At 64.9% G+C, this 13,008-nt stretch carries 15 protein-coding genes; all 15 read right to left on the bottom strand.

Annotated elements, in window-relative coordinates; translation table 11 throughout:
• Nucleotides 1-45: 45 nt before the first annotated feature.
• Nucleotides 46-576 (bottom strand): helix-turn-helix domain-containing protein, encoded by a 531-nt coding sequence (locus tag G410_RS15630; protein WP_162604067.1) that lies wholly within the window; start codon nucleotides 574-576, stop codon nucleotides 46-48.
• A gap of 18 nt (nucleotides 577-594) precedes the next feature.
• Nucleotides 595-864 (bottom strand): hypothetical protein, encoded by a 270-nt coding sequence (locus G410_RS0104570; RefSeq protein ID WP_022672473.1) that lies wholly within the window; start codon nucleotides 862-864, stop codon nucleotides 595-597.
• A gap of 57 nt (nucleotides 865-921) precedes the next feature.
• Nucleotides 922-1,662, bottom strand: a complete 741-nt coding sequence (locus G410_RS0104565) for a prepilin peptidase (RefSeq protein WP_022672472.1) — start codon at nucleotides 1,660-1,662, stop codon at nucleotides 922-924.
• 26 nt (nucleotides 1,663-1,688) lie between these two features.
• Nucleotides 1,689-2,429 carry a type II secretion system protein N gene (gene gspN, locus G410_RS0104560; RefSeq protein WP_022672471.1) on the bottom strand — a complete coding sequence of 247 codons (741 nt, stop codon included), beginning with the start codon at nucleotides 2,427-2,429 and terminating at the stop codon, nucleotides 1,689-1,691.
• Nucleotides 2,426-2,908, bottom strand: coding sequence for a type II secretion system protein GspM (gspM, locus tag G410_RS15625; RefSeq protein ID WP_022672470.1), 483 nt, complete (start codon nucleotides 2,906-2,908; stop codon nucleotides 2,426-2,428). Before gspM ends, gspN begins: the two co-directional genes overlap by 4 nt.
• Nucleotides 2,905-4,032: a type II secretion system protein GspL gene (gene gspL / locus G410_RS17310; RefSeq protein WP_022672469.1), complete on the bottom strand. Its 1,128-nt coding sequence runs from the start codon at nucleotides 4,030-4,032 to the stop codon at nucleotides 2,905-2,907. The genes gspM and gspL overlap by 4 nt, the downstream gene beginning before the upstream one ends.
• Nucleotides 4,029-5,036, bottom strand: a complete 1,008-nt coding sequence (gspK, locus tag G410_RS0104545; RefSeq protein WP_022672468.1) for a type II secretion system minor pseudopilin GspK — start codon at nucleotides 5,034-5,036, stop codon at nucleotides 4,029-4,031. Before gspK ends, gspL begins: the two co-directional genes overlap by 4 nt.
• Complete coding sequence (gspJ, locus tag G410_RS15615; protein WP_022672467.1) at nucleotides 5,033-5,707, bottom strand: type II secretion system minor pseudopilin GspJ; 675 nt, start codon at nucleotides 5,705-5,707, stop codon at nucleotides 5,033-5,035. Before gspJ ends, gspK begins: the two co-directional genes overlap by 4 nt.
• Nucleotides 5,704-6,111, bottom strand: a complete 408-nt coding sequence (gspI, locus tag G410_RS0104535; protein WP_022672466.1) for a type II secretion system minor pseudopilin GspI — start codon at nucleotides 6,109-6,111, stop codon at nucleotides 5,704-5,706. The genes gspJ and gspI overlap by 4 nt, the downstream gene beginning before the upstream one ends.
• A complete protein-coding gene (locus G410_RS0104530; RefSeq protein ID WP_022672465.1) occupies nucleotides 6,101-6,586 on the bottom strand; it encodes a GspH/FimT family pseudopilin in 486 nt (161 codons plus the stop codon). Before G410_RS0104530 ends, gspI begins: the two co-directional genes overlap by 11 nt.
• Nucleotides 6,587-6,596: 10 nt before the next feature.
• On the bottom strand, nucleotides 6,597-7,073 hold the full coding sequence (gene gspG, locus G410_RS0104525) for a type II secretion system major pseudopilin GspG (protein WP_022672464.1): 477 nt from the start codon (nucleotides 7,071-7,073) through the stop codon (nucleotides 6,597-6,599).
• A 9-nt stretch (nucleotides 7,074-7,082) separates the two neighbouring features.
• The gene (gene gspF, locus G410_RS0104520; RefSeq protein ID WP_022672463.1) at nucleotides 7,083-8,300 is read right to left on the bottom strand and encodes a type II secretion system inner membrane protein GspF; all 1,218 of its coding nucleotides are present in this window, start codon (nucleotides 8,298-8,300) and stop codon (nucleotides 7,083-7,085) included.
• Complete coding sequence (gene gspE / locus G410_RS0104515) at nucleotides 8,293-9,804, bottom strand: type II secretion system ATPase GspE (protein ID WP_051137221.1); 1,512 nt, start codon at nucleotides 9,802-9,804, stop codon at nucleotides 8,293-8,295. Before gspE ends, gspF begins: the two co-directional genes overlap by 8 nt.
• 90 nt (nucleotides 9,805-9,894) lie before the next feature.
• Nucleotides 9,895-12,129, bottom strand: a complete 2,235-nt coding sequence (gene gspD, locus G410_RS15610) for a type II secretion system secretin GspD (protein ID WP_022672461.1) — start codon at nucleotides 12,127-12,129, stop codon at nucleotides 9,895-9,897.
• The gene (locus G410_RS15605) at nucleotides 12,130-12,996 is read right to left on the bottom strand and encodes a type II secretion system protein N (protein ID WP_022672460.1); all 867 of its coding nucleotides are present in this window, start codon (nucleotides 12,994-12,996) and stop codon (nucleotides 12,130-12,132) included.
• Between the last annotated feature and the right edge of the window lie 12 nt (nucleotides 12,997-13,008).

Genomic DNA, 13,008 nt, shown 5'->3' with positions numbered 1-13,008 from the left:
CCCCAGAGGACACGCCGTGACGGCGCATCCGCACATGAACGCCGTTCAAGAGAACAGCGTGGAGAGAGCGCTGAGGCCACCCATAAGGCCGCTGAATATGACAACGCTGCCAACTGCGATCGCGACGATCCAGCCGATACGCTGCAATCCATTAAGCGAATTGCGCTCCCCCCGATAGGTCGGGACCGGGAAGTAGGAGGTATCGCGTGTCCAGTCTGATGCGAACGCATTGTCGCGCAGCCTGGTGGCGCTATCTCCGTCCTTCCCGACCTCGTCGGGTGACGGACCAGGAGATGGCGCAAATGCGGCGTATTCCGGAACATCCGGAGCTTGATATGCCAATGTCCGGACCATGTCCGAAGGCTGAATTTCCGCCTCTGTCTCCTGTTGGAAGACGCGGGCCGCCTCGAACCGGTCGACAGCATCGAGCTTGGCCATGGCGCGCTTGAGGCGGGCATCAACGGTGTGCGAGGAAATGCCGAGGTCGCGCGCGATCGTCTTCGAGCTCTTGAGCTCGGCCACGCCGCGCAGGCAGTCTTTTTCCTTGTCGGTAAGTCGACTGATCATGTCTGCCATCTTATCGTCCATGACCGTCTAGTCGAGCAGATCATTCGCAATATCGCGTAGCCGCGCTGCCAGATAGGGAACAGCCAGGATGTCGGTGCCGGTCCCCGCACTGGCTTCGACCGTGTCGGCAATCTCATGGAGCAGGGCCGGAACCTCCTTCGCCTGCACCCCGCGTGCCGCTGCCAGAGACAGCGTGCTGGCAAGCGCCGACGCCGCGATATCGAGAAGATCGAAGGAATCGGCACCATCGAGCGGAACGGGATTGGAGAAGGATGAAGCGATGTCGCGAAGTCTCATGGCATTGGCTTATGGCGGCGGCACCATCGCTGCCATCAGGAACTGCTCCATTTCGGATCAGGCCGGCGGCGCGATGAGGCCGATCAGCATGGCCGCAAGACCCATCACGGCGCCCAGCGCAATCTTCTGTTCCCGCAAGGATTGGGTTCGGGCGCGCAGAAGTGCGGAGGCCAGGCCGAAAGCGCTGGCGAGCACCAGAAGGAAGGGCAAAGCCTGCCAGCCCAGCCAGAGGCCGAGGGCCCCTAGCATCTTGGGGTCGCCATCACCCATGCCGTTCTTGCCGCGGAAAAAGCGGAAACCGGCGGCTAGGATCGCAAGACTGGCAACGCCCGCAGCCCCGCCAATCAGCCTTGCGGTCAATGGTTCGCCGCTGAGGAATCCGCCGACAAGCAATCCGCCGATGGCAAGCAGGATCAAAAGGACGTTGGGCAGCCAGAGATAGCGGTGGTCCAGCCAGATGAGCGGAATGAGCAGCCACGCCATCACCGCCCAGCTGGCGGCTGCCATCGCGGGCAGGAAAAGGAACGGTGCCGCCCCGGCCAGCAGCGCAGCCAGTTCGATCTGTCCATGCGCCGGGTCTATCTTCGCGCCGCAGCTTCGGCAGCGATGGCCGATCCAGAGGGCCGAGAGCAACGGCACCAGTTCGATGGCGCTCAGCGTGCGACGGCAGCTGTCGCAGCGGGACCGACCGCTCGCCACGCTTTCTCCCGCTGGCCAACGCAGGCACAGCGCCGCCAGAAAGCTGCCCAATATGGCGCCGAGTGATCCGAAGAGAATGGCCAGCAGCCATATCGGCAAGCCGGCTATGCTAGCGGCCAGGCTGGTCAGAAGCGGTCCTCGCTCTCCAGCACAAATCCGTCGCCTGTCTGCACCAGCCCGGCGGCCGCCAGCAGCGGGGCCACCGCAGACCGGTCCCCGCCCAGTTGCAAGCGAGTGCTGTAGCGGCCATCGCCGGCGATGCGTAGATCGAGCGTTTCCAGCCCGGACTGGCTGGCGAGCGGCACGAGCAGGCGGTCCCCATCGCAGCGCACCGTGCCGACCATGCCGCCCGGCAGGTCCAGCCCGGGCAAGAGCGCGGTGACGGTGGCCCGCACGGTGCCTTCGGCATGGATGCAGCGATCACCGACAAAGGCGATATCGATATCCTGCAGCACAAATTCCCCGATCGGCAGCGCGCCGAAGAGGCCGGCTGCGGGCAGGCTGAGATTGGCATTGCGGACCCCGAACCGCCCAAGGCCGCTATACATCTCCGCAGTCAGGGGCGGACGACCCAGCGCGCCTTCCCGGTTCAGATCGAAACGCAGCTGGCCGATAAACAGCGCCAGCGGATCGAGCCCGGCTGCCACGCCCCCCACGGACGTTTGGCCGACCGTGAGATCGTCGATATAGCCGCTCCATACCAGCCCGCCCACTTCGCGGGCGCCGATCCCGCGCGATCCCAGATCAGCCCAGCCCAGCGCAGCACGCAGGGGCATGAAAACCAGAAGCAGCAGCAGGAAGACCAGCAGCACCGTCAGCGTCAGCCTGGGGCGTTGGATGGGGGGCAGGCGGCGCGGCCGGGTCATGACACGCTCCGCAAGGTGGCACCCACGCTGAGGGTGCCGCCGCCATTGGGGGCAGGATCGACGGTCAGATTGTCGACCGCGATCCCCCGCGATTCCAGCCCGCCGAGCCATGCAAACACGGCCTGCGGCGTTGCAGAGCCTATGCGAATGGTCACTTGCCCGGCGCCAGCGGCATCGGCGGAATCCAGCGTGAAGCCGGCCGCCTGCGCACTTTGGCGGACAAAGTCGATCAGCGGACCGCCGGGCGCACGTCCGCTGGCGCCGTCGCTACCCTTCAAGGCCTCCACCTTGGCATCGATACGCCCATGGCGGATGACCGCTTCGGCGTATCGATCGCGCGCCGTATCGATCGCGTTGTTGAGCGGAATGGCGATGAGGAAGACGGCTATCAGGATGACGGATATCACCCCGGCTGCCGCCAGCAATATCTGTTCCCGCCGGGTACGCCCCAGATACCAGTCTCGGCTGCGGCGGATCATGGCGTGCGTACCGTGATATCGATGGCCGTGCCGCCACCAGCTGCTTCGCGCGGAGACTGGGTCAGCACATAACCGAGATTGACCTGCAGCGGCACCAGTACCTGGTTCAGCAAGTCGGCTTGCGGCGCGCTGAGCGTGGCGCTGAGCGTACCGTCCGGAGCATAGGCGACGCGGTTGATGGTCACGTTCGGCACCGTCTGGATTGACTGGAACAGCGCTGCCGCCGCCGCGCCGAAGCTTGGGCCGCCGCCGACGGCCATGAGCCGCTGGTTCAGCGCCTGTTCCGCGCCGACCAGATCGATCGCTTCCGGCACCACCGTGCGTGCCGTGGCCAGCGCCCGGCTATCCTGCCGATCCGCACCGAAGCTGTATTTGGCCCAGCTCACCAGCGCGATCAGAAGGGTGGCAAGCACGGCCAGCGCAAGCGTGGCCGCGATCAGCTGCCACTGGCGTTTGCCGAATGTCTGCATGGTGCGCCGCTTGGCGAAACGGCCTTGGCGCAGATTGAGCGGCGGATCGGAAAAACCGATTTCCAGAGCGGCGTCGATCTCGTCGTCGCGAAGTATCACGGGGGTGGCATCGCCCACGAACAGGTCGATCAGCGTGGTCTCGGCGGGCAGCACGGCCCGGCGCGCGCGCAGGAACCGCTCCGCGCCGATTTCGGCATCCAGCCATTCCTCGTCATCCACTGCCACCAGGAGGCCCACCGGTGTGACATAATCGGGATCGATCCCGATGGCCTGCAGATGCGCCAGTCCGCCGGACAGCGCCGCCGGAGCAATGGTGGCGGCGAGCACGTCGCCGTCCGCATTTTCCAGCGCACGGGTGGCTGCGTGCACCTGCTGCGTGCCGCCGATCGCACGCCGGGCCGCCTCGATGCGGCCGGCACCTTCGGCCTGTCTGGGCTTTAGATCTGCAAAGGACAGCCAGGAAATATGCGTAAGCTCGGTGGGCACAAGCGCCATGATCCGCTCGGCCGGGCGTGCGGACGGCAGGCCGGCGGCATCGCGCACATCCTCATCCTGGCCGCGCTGGGTGATGACGCCGCCGTCGATCCGCCACCAGTGCAGCGCTTCCTCTCCGCCAAGCGGCAGGGTGACGATCAGGCCGTCTGCTCCGCTCAACTGTCTTCCCCCCAATCGCGCCACAGGACCCGAACCGGGGCCTCACGCGCATCGATCAATGCCCGTTCCGTGACTTCGCTATCGCCCAATGTCACCACCGCGTCGAGGGTAAACCAATCGGTTTTAAGCTTCGTCTGGGTGGTCGCCTGCATGCGCGGGTTCAAATCCGCCAGCAACGGTTCGGACCAGAATTGCGGCAGACTGCCCCAGCCGCTGTCCGGCCGCCGAGACAGATAGGCCGCCGCCGCGCGCGTATCGAGATTGGCCTGCGGTATCAGCATAGCGAGCAGGGGAGCCTGTTCGGGCAGTAGCGTATTGACGTTGATCGGCGAGAGTTCGGCAATCGGCAGCGTGCAGACCCAGGGGCGCAATAGATCCCAATATTCCGGCATGACCCCGTTCACGGCGCGCAGTTCGCTACGGCTGATCATCAATTGGTTGGGCGGTACATAGCCGGTTTCCAGACCGCGATAATAACCATCCTCGGCCCCGCCGGGAATGGGCGACTGATCGCTGTCGATCCAGTCCGCTGCCGACGTGGCAATCACATAGGCGGCGTCCCGATCGATCCCGATATGCCCCATCAGGCTGACGAACTGCTGCAGCGCAAAGGGCACCGCGATCAGCTCGCCATTCGGGCTTTCCTTCACCAGACTGTTGAGGTTGAAGCAATTGCCACCATCGCCGACTTTGGCCACCGCCGTGCCGCCGGGGATCGGCAATTGCCGTTCGGTTCCCATCCAGCCGCCTGCCAGCGTGGTCTGCGCGGAATCTGCGCTCACCAGATCCTCGATCCGGGCCGTGGCGATCTGTTCCGCCGCCAGGGCAAAGGCGCGGGCCTGCGTGATCGATCCGGCATTGGCGGCAAGGCGCGTCGACAGTTGCAGCCGGTCGAGCGCGGTCGCCGCGATCACCGCCATGACGGCAACGAGCAGCAGGACCGTGAGGAGCGCCACGCCATTTTCGGGGGGCTTCTTCGAGGCCTTCCGTTCCTTCCCGATCATCGGAAGAATTCCGTCGAGTCTTCCGGTGTATAGTCCAGGCCCTGTTGTGCCGGATCGGCGCGCCCCTGCGGCCCTACGATCAGGCTCAGACGGAATTCGGCCAAGCCGCGTGGCTGGATGCGCAGCTCCACCGCGCGCGGCATTTCCATCGGGTCGGTCGGCGTCCAGTCGTCGCGCCAGCTGCCATCATAGCTGCGATAGCGCAGCTGCACCGTCTCGACGTCGCGCAGCAATGTGGCGGGCGGGCCTGGCGCAGCGCCATCGAGCCTGGGCCAGCTGCTGCGGCGCAGTTCGCCATCGGCCAGGCTATAGGCAACCCGCTGGATCGACGCGCGGGGCGATTGATCGTAATTGCTCCATCCGGCGCGGTTGAAGGCGAACAGCTCGCCCGGCACCGATGCGCCGTTCACCGAGAATGCCGACAGCGGATCGCCCAGTTCGTTACGCGAAAGGCGCGGCACAGCCTGCAGCAGGTCGGCAGTCAGTGCGCCTGTTGCACGGTTGATGATCGAGAGCTGATCCAGCCTGTTTCCGAGCACCTCCTGCCCGGTGGTGCTGGTGCGCAGCAGGGTCACGCCGGCCGCGGACAGCAGCGCAAAGATGAACAGCGCCACCAGCAGTTCAATGAGCGTGAAGCCGTTGGCGGGTGCAGGGCGCGCGGGGCCGGTCACAGCTGGAGCGGGCGCACGATGGTGAGGATATAGGGCGATCCGCCGTCCGGGCTGGCCACGCCGATATCGATGCGCATGATGCGCGCATCTTCCGTCATTTTGGCCTCGGTCTGCCAGGCCCATGGCACGCCGCCATTCACTTCGCTGCCCTGTTCGGTGCCGAGTGGGGGCGGGGCCGGATCGGTCAGGATATCGGTGGCCAGATTTTGCGCCACGATGCGCGCCATGGTGATGCGCTCGACATCGGCGGCGGTGCGGATGGTGTAGGCCTGCAGGCGGATGAGCGCCAGCGCGGCGAGCGAGAACACCGCGAGCGCGACCATCATCTCCAGCAGCGTGAAGCCATTTTCAGGCGGTTTGCCGCGCGGTGATGCCACATATTTGCTGGCGCGATCATTCGCCACCGACGCTCACCTCTCCGGCGGCGTTCACGCGCACCATGATCTGCCGGTCGCCGCGCACCAGGGTCACGTCGAGCGGGCTGCTGGGCAGGCCGGTGCTGTCGAAACTGATCCGCGCTTGGCCCTGTGCCTCGTTGGTGATCGCCTGCGTCCCAACATTCCAGTCGGTGGTGCGCATCACGGGGTCGGCGATCGGCTGCCACGCGCCGCCCACGCGCTGTTCGAAGCCATAGCCCGACGGCGCGACCCAGACCGCCATGCCGCGCGATTGCAGGATCGCCTCGTCGCGAATATTCGCAAGGCGGGCGGCGAATTTGCTGGAATCGTCGGAGATTGCGCGTTCGTCTCCCGGAAGGTTCAGCACCACCGCGCCCGCCGCCAGTCCGATGATGAAGATCACCACCATCAGTTCGACCAGCGTAAAGCCGCGCTGCGTACCATCGACCGGGCGCCGGCTGCGGCGGCCTGTCTGCCGCATCGCCGCGCGCTTATTGTTGATAGATATCCGCATTCTCGTCTTCACCGCCCGGCGCACCGTCCGCCCCTAGCGAGAATACCGCCGGTCCGCCGTCCGGGCCGGGGTTCTGATACTGATAGGGGCGGCCCCATGGATCATCCGGCAAACGCTGGATATAGCCGCCACGGCGGTAGCGTGCTGGCTGGGCCAGACCCGCCGGTGCGGATACCAGAGCGTTCAGCCCGTCGCTGCCGGAGGGATAGGTCAGATTGTCGAGCCGGTACTGCTCGAGCGCCTGGCCCAGTATGGAGATATCCGCCTGCGCCTTGGTGGTCATCGCGCGGTCCTGGCTTGGCAGGACGTTGATGATGACCACGGTGGCCAGCAGCCCGATGATGAAAATCACCACCATCAGCTCGACCAGCGTAAAGCCATTGCTTTCCGGGGATTTCGCCCGGCGGTGACGCGCGGTAAGCACGCGAAGACAGCGTTGAAGAGTTGGGAACATGTGGACCTTTCAGGCTCCGGTGAAATTCTGAAGCTGCAATATAGGCAGCAAAATGGCCAAAATGATGACAGCAACCATGCCGCCCATCACCACGATGATGGCGGGCTCCAGCAAGGATAGCGCAGTCGAGGTGAAATTGTCGAACTCCCGCTCCAGATAATCGGCGGCCCGTTCCAGCATGCCATCGAGCTGGCCGGAGCTTTCCCCGCTGGCGGTGAGATAGACGAGCAGCGGTGGAAACACGCCCGCCGCACGCATCGCGCCGGACAGGCTGCCGCCGCCGCGGATCGCCTCGACAATGCCCTCGGTCGCTTCCTTGAGCACGCTGTTGCGCACGGTCTGCGAGGTCAGGCGCAGACCTTCGAGCACGGGCAGGCGGGAGGCGACCATGGTACTCATGGTGCGGGCCATGCGCGCGGCATGCAGATCGCGCAGCAGACGGCCGAGCAGCGGCAGGCGCAGGATGAATGCGTCAAAACCATAGCGGATCTTGGGATCTTTCAGCAGCCGCCACATCAGGATGCCGCCCGCCACCAGCAGCAGCGCGATCACCCACCAATAGGCCGCCAGAAAGCCCGATATCCCGATTACGATCCGCGTGATCAGCGGCAGCTGCTGATCGACATCGTCGAACTGTTCGACCACGCGGGGCACGACCGAGATCATCAGGCCGAACACCACCATCATCGCCACCAGCGCCAGCACGATGGGATAGGCCAAAGCGCTGATCAGCTTGCCGCGCATTTCGGCCTGGCGCTCCAGCAAATTGGCCAGCCGCTCGGCGATCTGCGGCAGCGATCCGGAGGTTTCGCCCGCCGAAACCATCGCGCGGAACAGCGGCGGGAAGCTTTTGGGTTCGCGTTTCATCGCCTCGGACAGGCGCTGGCCTTCCAGCACGCCGGAATGGACGTTGGAGAGAATGTCGCGGACATGCTCCTTCTCGTTCTGGCGGCTGACGGTGCGCAGCGCCTCTTCGAGCGGGCTGACTTGGATCAGCGAGCTGAGCTGGCGCGTGAACAATGTAAGCTGCTTGTTGCCGAGCTTTTTGCCACCGACACCGAAGCTCAGCGACTGGCCAGCGCTTTTCGCCTGGGCCGGTTCGCAGCTGACGACATAGAAACTGCGTTCGGACAGGCGGCTGCGCGCGGCATCGTCATTGGCCGCACTGATCCGTCCGCGGCGTTCCTTGCCGGCGGGATCGAGCGCGACATAGGCGAAATCAGGCATCCACATCCTCGCGGCGGGAAATGCGGATGGCTTCTTCCGGCGTGGTCTGCCCGCTGGCGACCAGTTTGCGCGCGGCGCTCGACAGATTGGGCTGTTTCAGGAAGGCGTGCCGCGCAATGATCGCCTCATCTCCATTGTCGTTGATCAGGCGGCGGATCGTCTCGTCGATCCGCACCGCCTCGAACACGCCGATACGTCCGGCATAGCCCGTATTGTTGCACGACGGACAGCCAACCGGCTCATAGACGATGGTGCCGCTGTCGATGCCGAGCAGCGAGGCGACGCTGCCGCTGGCCTCTACCGGCTTGCGGCATTCCGGGCACAGCCGCCGCACCAGCCGCTGGGCGAGCACGGCGCGCAGGGTGGAGGCGAGCAGGAACGGCTCCACCTTCATATCCCGCATCCGCGTGATCGCGCCGATCGCGTCATTGGTGTGCACCGTGGAAAGCACGAGATGCCCGGTGAGCGAAGCCTGCACGGCAATGTCTGCGGTCTCTCGGTCGCGTATTTCGCCGATCATCACCACGTCCGGGTCCTGCCGCAGAATGGCGCGCAGACCCGCGGCAAAGCTCATGCCGACCTTGGGGTTGACCTGCGTCTGGCCGACCCCATCCACGGCATATTCTACCGGATCCTCGACCGTCAGGATATTGCGGCTGCCGTCGTTCAGCTGGCGCAAGCTGGCGTAGAGCGTCGTCGTCTTGCCCGAGCCGGTGGGGCCGGTGACGAGGATGATGCCATTGGGCTCGGCCAGCGCCTCACGCAGGATCACTTCGGCGGTGTCCGACATGCCGAGCAGGTCGAGATCGATCCCGGCATTTTCCTTGTCGAGAATACGCAGCACCACTCGCTCGCCAGCGCGGCTGGGCAGGGTGGAGACGCGCACGTCGAGCAGCTTTCCGCCGAGCGTAAGTCCGATTCGGCCATCCTGCGGAATGCGCCGCTCGGCAATATCGAGCCGGGCCATCACCTTGATACGGCTGACCACCACGGGCGCGACATGCGGCGGCATGCGCAGCTTTTCCTGCAGCATGCCGTCCACGCGCATGCGCACCACCAGCCCGGTCTCATAGGGTTCGATATGAATATCGGACACACCCTGGCGCGCAGCCTCTGCAATAATGCCGTTGATCAGGCGGATTGCTGGCGCATCGTCAGCGCTGTCGAGCAGATCGTCGGCCGTCGGCAGATCGCTGATCCCATCCGATCCGATATCGAGCGCGCCAGCCATTTCTGCGGCGCTGCCGTCCATCGCGTAATGATTGCTCAAATGCTTGTCGAAGGTTGGCACATCCACAAAATCGACATCGAACGGCATCGCCAGATGGCGGCGCACTTCCAGCAGGATCATGGGGTCCGCGCCCTCGCGGAGCGCAACGGAGAGGCGCTTGTCTTCCTGTTTCAGGAGCACGACGCCATGTTCGCGGGCGAACCCGTAGGGAATATCCAACAGCGGCGCACCGGTGCCGCCACTGGGCGGCGCGGCAAACGCCGTCTCCGGGATATCCGCGGCCGCCAGAACGCTCGGCGCAGGTTCGGCTTGCGAAGCTTTTCCGCGCCCGATCTTCACAGTCCCGTCCTCATGCAACCATCCTCACTGCGGTGTCGCGTCATAGACCGGTGGCAGCTCGCCACCGTCGACGTCGCTGGCGGGCACGGCCACTGGCACGACCACGGTGCCTTCGGCCGGCGGCGGCAGTACGTCGCCGGTGGCGCCGATCAGCACGTCTCCGCTCTGATAGACATAGGGACCGCCGGGCGGCACGGTGTCCAGATAATCGCGCACAAGCTGGTCCAGTGTCGGCTCCTCACCGGGACGGCGGAGCAGCTGCTGGTTGCGAATATAGCCATATCGCTGTGCCGTCAGGCGCGCCTGATCCGCACGGCTGCGCAGGATGGTCGGGCGGATGAAGACGAGCAGATTGGTCTTCACACGGCTGCGCGCGCGGGATTTGAACAGCTCGCCGATGATCGGAATATCCCCGAGCAGAGGGATTTTCTGGATCGTTCGCCGTTCATTGTCGTCGAGCAATCCGCCGAGCACGGCGATCTCGCCATTGCCCACGGTGACCGTGGTCTTGATCTCGCGTTTGTTGATGATGAGTTCGTTGAAATCATCGGACACCGGCCCGGCGATCGAGCTGACTTCCTGGTTGAGATCGAGCCGAATTTCATCACCGGCATTGATTTGCGGCGTCACAATCAGCTCGATGCCGACATTCTGCCGCTGGATCGTGCGGAAGGCATTGTCGAAATTGTTCGACAGCGCCTCACCCGTCGAGACGGGAATTTCCTGACCGAACAGGATCGAGCCTTCTAGCCCGTCGTTCACGGTAAGCGACGGCGTGGACAGCACGTTGGATTCGGTGTCGGCGCGCACCGCGTTGATCAGCGCGCCCAGAATGCCGCCGCCGCCAAGCGGGATGCCCAGGCCAAGGAAGCCGCCGCGCGCACCAAGCACCGCCTGCGCGGCATTGTTGCGCAGCAAATCCCCGGTGGAACTGTTGGTGGAGGTGGTGACGGTGGTGCCATTTACCACTGTGGTGGTCTGATCCAGCTCGTTCGCGAGAATACCCCCGGCGACATCCAGGATGTTCGGCTGGATGTTGCTGAAATTGGAAACGCCATAGCCGACATTATTGTCACCGAACAGGAACTGGACCCCCAACTCCTTGGCCAGCGAATCCGATATCTCGACGATGATCGCCTCGACCTGGATCTGGTTCTGGCGGATATCGAGCTGGCGGATCACCTCGCCCAGCGTGCGCTGCGTGTCCGGATCGGCGGCCACGATAATGGCATTGGTGCCGGCATAGCGCGTAATGATGGCTGGGCGGCGACCGGCGATGCCGCCAGCGCCTCCGCTACTGGTCGTCACGGTGCTGACCGCCGCTGCATTGCCGGACGATACGGTGGGGGAACCCTGCGTCACATTGCGCGCGATGGCCGGAATATCGGCGCTGGGCGCGGTCACCGTCTGGGATTGCTGTTGCCCGACCAGTTGCTGCAGCACGGGCAGCAGCGTTTCGGCATCGGCATAATCCAGTCGGTAGATCTTCACCTCGCTCGTGCTGCGTGAGCGCTGGTCCAGATCGCTGGCAATCTTGACGAATTCGGCCACGGAGGCTGCATCGCCGCGAAGCGCAATCGAATTGCTGGTGGGGAAGGGCACGACCGACACAGGGGCCACCGCGCCTTCGCCTGCCACGCCCTGCGTGGCCAGGGCCTGCAGCGACTGCGCGATCTCGCTTGCATCGGCGTTGCGAAGATTGACGATCCGGGTGGCGCTGTTGTCCCGGTCGATCTGACCGATCAGCTGGCGCATCCGCCGGATATTGTCGGCATAATCGGCCACGATCAGGCTGTTGGCGCTGCGGTTGGCGGTGAGCGATCCCTCGCGGCTGACCAGCGGACGGAGCGATTCGACGGCCTGCGTCGCGTCGATCGAGCGCAGACGGAAGACTTCGGTCACAAACTCGCTCGCCGAGCGCGCCCGGCTGCCGATGCGGCTGGGCTGCGTGGCCGCGCCATCGGCCTGCTGCACGCGATACGCGCCCCCGCTGGTCGGCACGGCCACCAGCCCGTTGGCCCGCAGGGTGGACAGGAAGATCTCGAAATATTCAGATCGGCTGAGCGGGCGTTCGGTTACCACGGACACCGTGCCCTGCACCCTGCTGTCGACGATGAAGGTGCGCCCCGTCACGCGCGCGGCTTCCTGCACGAAGGCGCGGATATCGGCATCGCGCACATTCATCACATATTGCGCCGAGACAGGCTCGGCGACGACCATCATGAAGGCGGCGGCAACCAGGGAAAACTTGCGTAGCAATTACTGCTCCAGATTGATGGCAAGGGGGACGGTGTCGGCACCGCGCTCAACCATGAGCGACAGCCGGGCACCGGGCTTGATCTGTTGTTGTACGAAGGCGGCATCGGATGCGGATGCGATCCTGCGGCCGTTGACCGACGTGATAATGTCGCCCGGCAGAAAACCCATGGCGCGATAACCGGCCGCATCGCTGCCCGGCGCGGCCACCACGCCGGTGATCTTGCCGCCCACCACCCGCGGATTGAAGGACACGAAACGCTTGATATTGTCCACGGTGCGCGCCGGGTTGCCCGCGCCGGACACGGTGGCGCCCGAAACGGCGGGGGCCGCGCTTCCTGCGTTGCTGCCGGGCGCGGCTGGCGCGGCGCCAACCACATCGGCCGGAACGGACTGGTCGAGATAGATCCGCTCCTCATTGCCTGCGCGGCTGATGGTCACATGATCGAAAGCGACACCGGTCAGGGTGACGCCGGGCTGGATTTCTTCGCCTACGGCAAAACTGTTCTGAACGCCGTCGCTGCCGGCAATAATCGCCGATCCGAGGCCGGAACTGCCGTTGGTCAGCGTGCCGAACAGTTCGATCTGCAGCGAGGTGATGACCGCCGCGCCGTCGCTGGCCGGGGCATTGCGTGAGAACGGATCGAAGCTGGTAAACAGTGCCTGGCGGGTGGCGAAGGGCAGGACGACCGCGCTGGCCGGTCGCCAATCGCCCACCGGAGAAACCGGCGTTACAATGGTCCAGCCCAGCCGCGCCATCTGCACGAGCAGCGCCAGCAAGGCGATGGTGAACAGCAGCGCGAACGGGGTCGGGCGCGGCACGGATCGCAGGCGGTCGGTACGGAAACCGGTCTCGAATAAGCTGCGCAAAAATGTTCCCCA

This window comes from Novosphingopyxis baekryungensis DSM 16222, from assembly GCF_000420305.1.
GTDB lineage: Bacteria > Pseudomonadota > Alphaproteobacteria > Sphingomonadales > Sphingomonadaceae > Novosphingopyxis > Novosphingopyxis baekryungensis.
Note: the sequence above shows the minus strand (reverse complement) of the source record. Positions and strands in the feature narration are given on the sequence as shown.

Coding starts and splice junctions, on each gene's coding strand:
- G410_RS15630 (WP_162604067.1), bottom strand. CDS start 576: ATGGCAGACATGATCAGTCGACTTACCGACAAGGAAAAAGACTGCCTG.
- G410_RS0104570 (WP_022672473.1), bottom strand. CDS start 864: ATGAGACTTCGCGACATCGCTTCATCCTTCTCCAATCCCGTTCCGCTC.
- gspN (WP_022672471.1), bottom strand. CDS start 2,429: ATGACCCGGCCGCGCCGCCTGCCCCCCATCCAACGCCCCAGGCTGACG.
- gspM (WP_022672470.1), bottom strand. CDS start 2,908: ATGATCCGCCGCAGCCGAGACTGGTATCTGGGGCGTACCCGGCGGGAA.
- gspK (WP_022672468.1), bottom strand. CDS start 5,036: ATGATCGGGAAGGAACGGAAGGCCTCGAAGAAGCCCCCCGAAAATGGC.
- G410_RS0104530 (WP_022672465.1), bottom strand. CDS start 6,586: ATGCGGCAGACAGGCCGCCGCAGCCGGCGCCCGGTCGATGGTACGCAG.
- gspG (WP_022672464.1), bottom strand. CDS start 7,073: ATGTTCCCAACTCTTCAACGCTGTCTTCGCGTGCTTACCGCGCGTCAC.
- gspF (WP_022672463.1), bottom strand. CDS start 8,300: ATGCCTGATTTCGCCTATGTCGCGCTCGATCCCGCCGGCAAGGAACGC.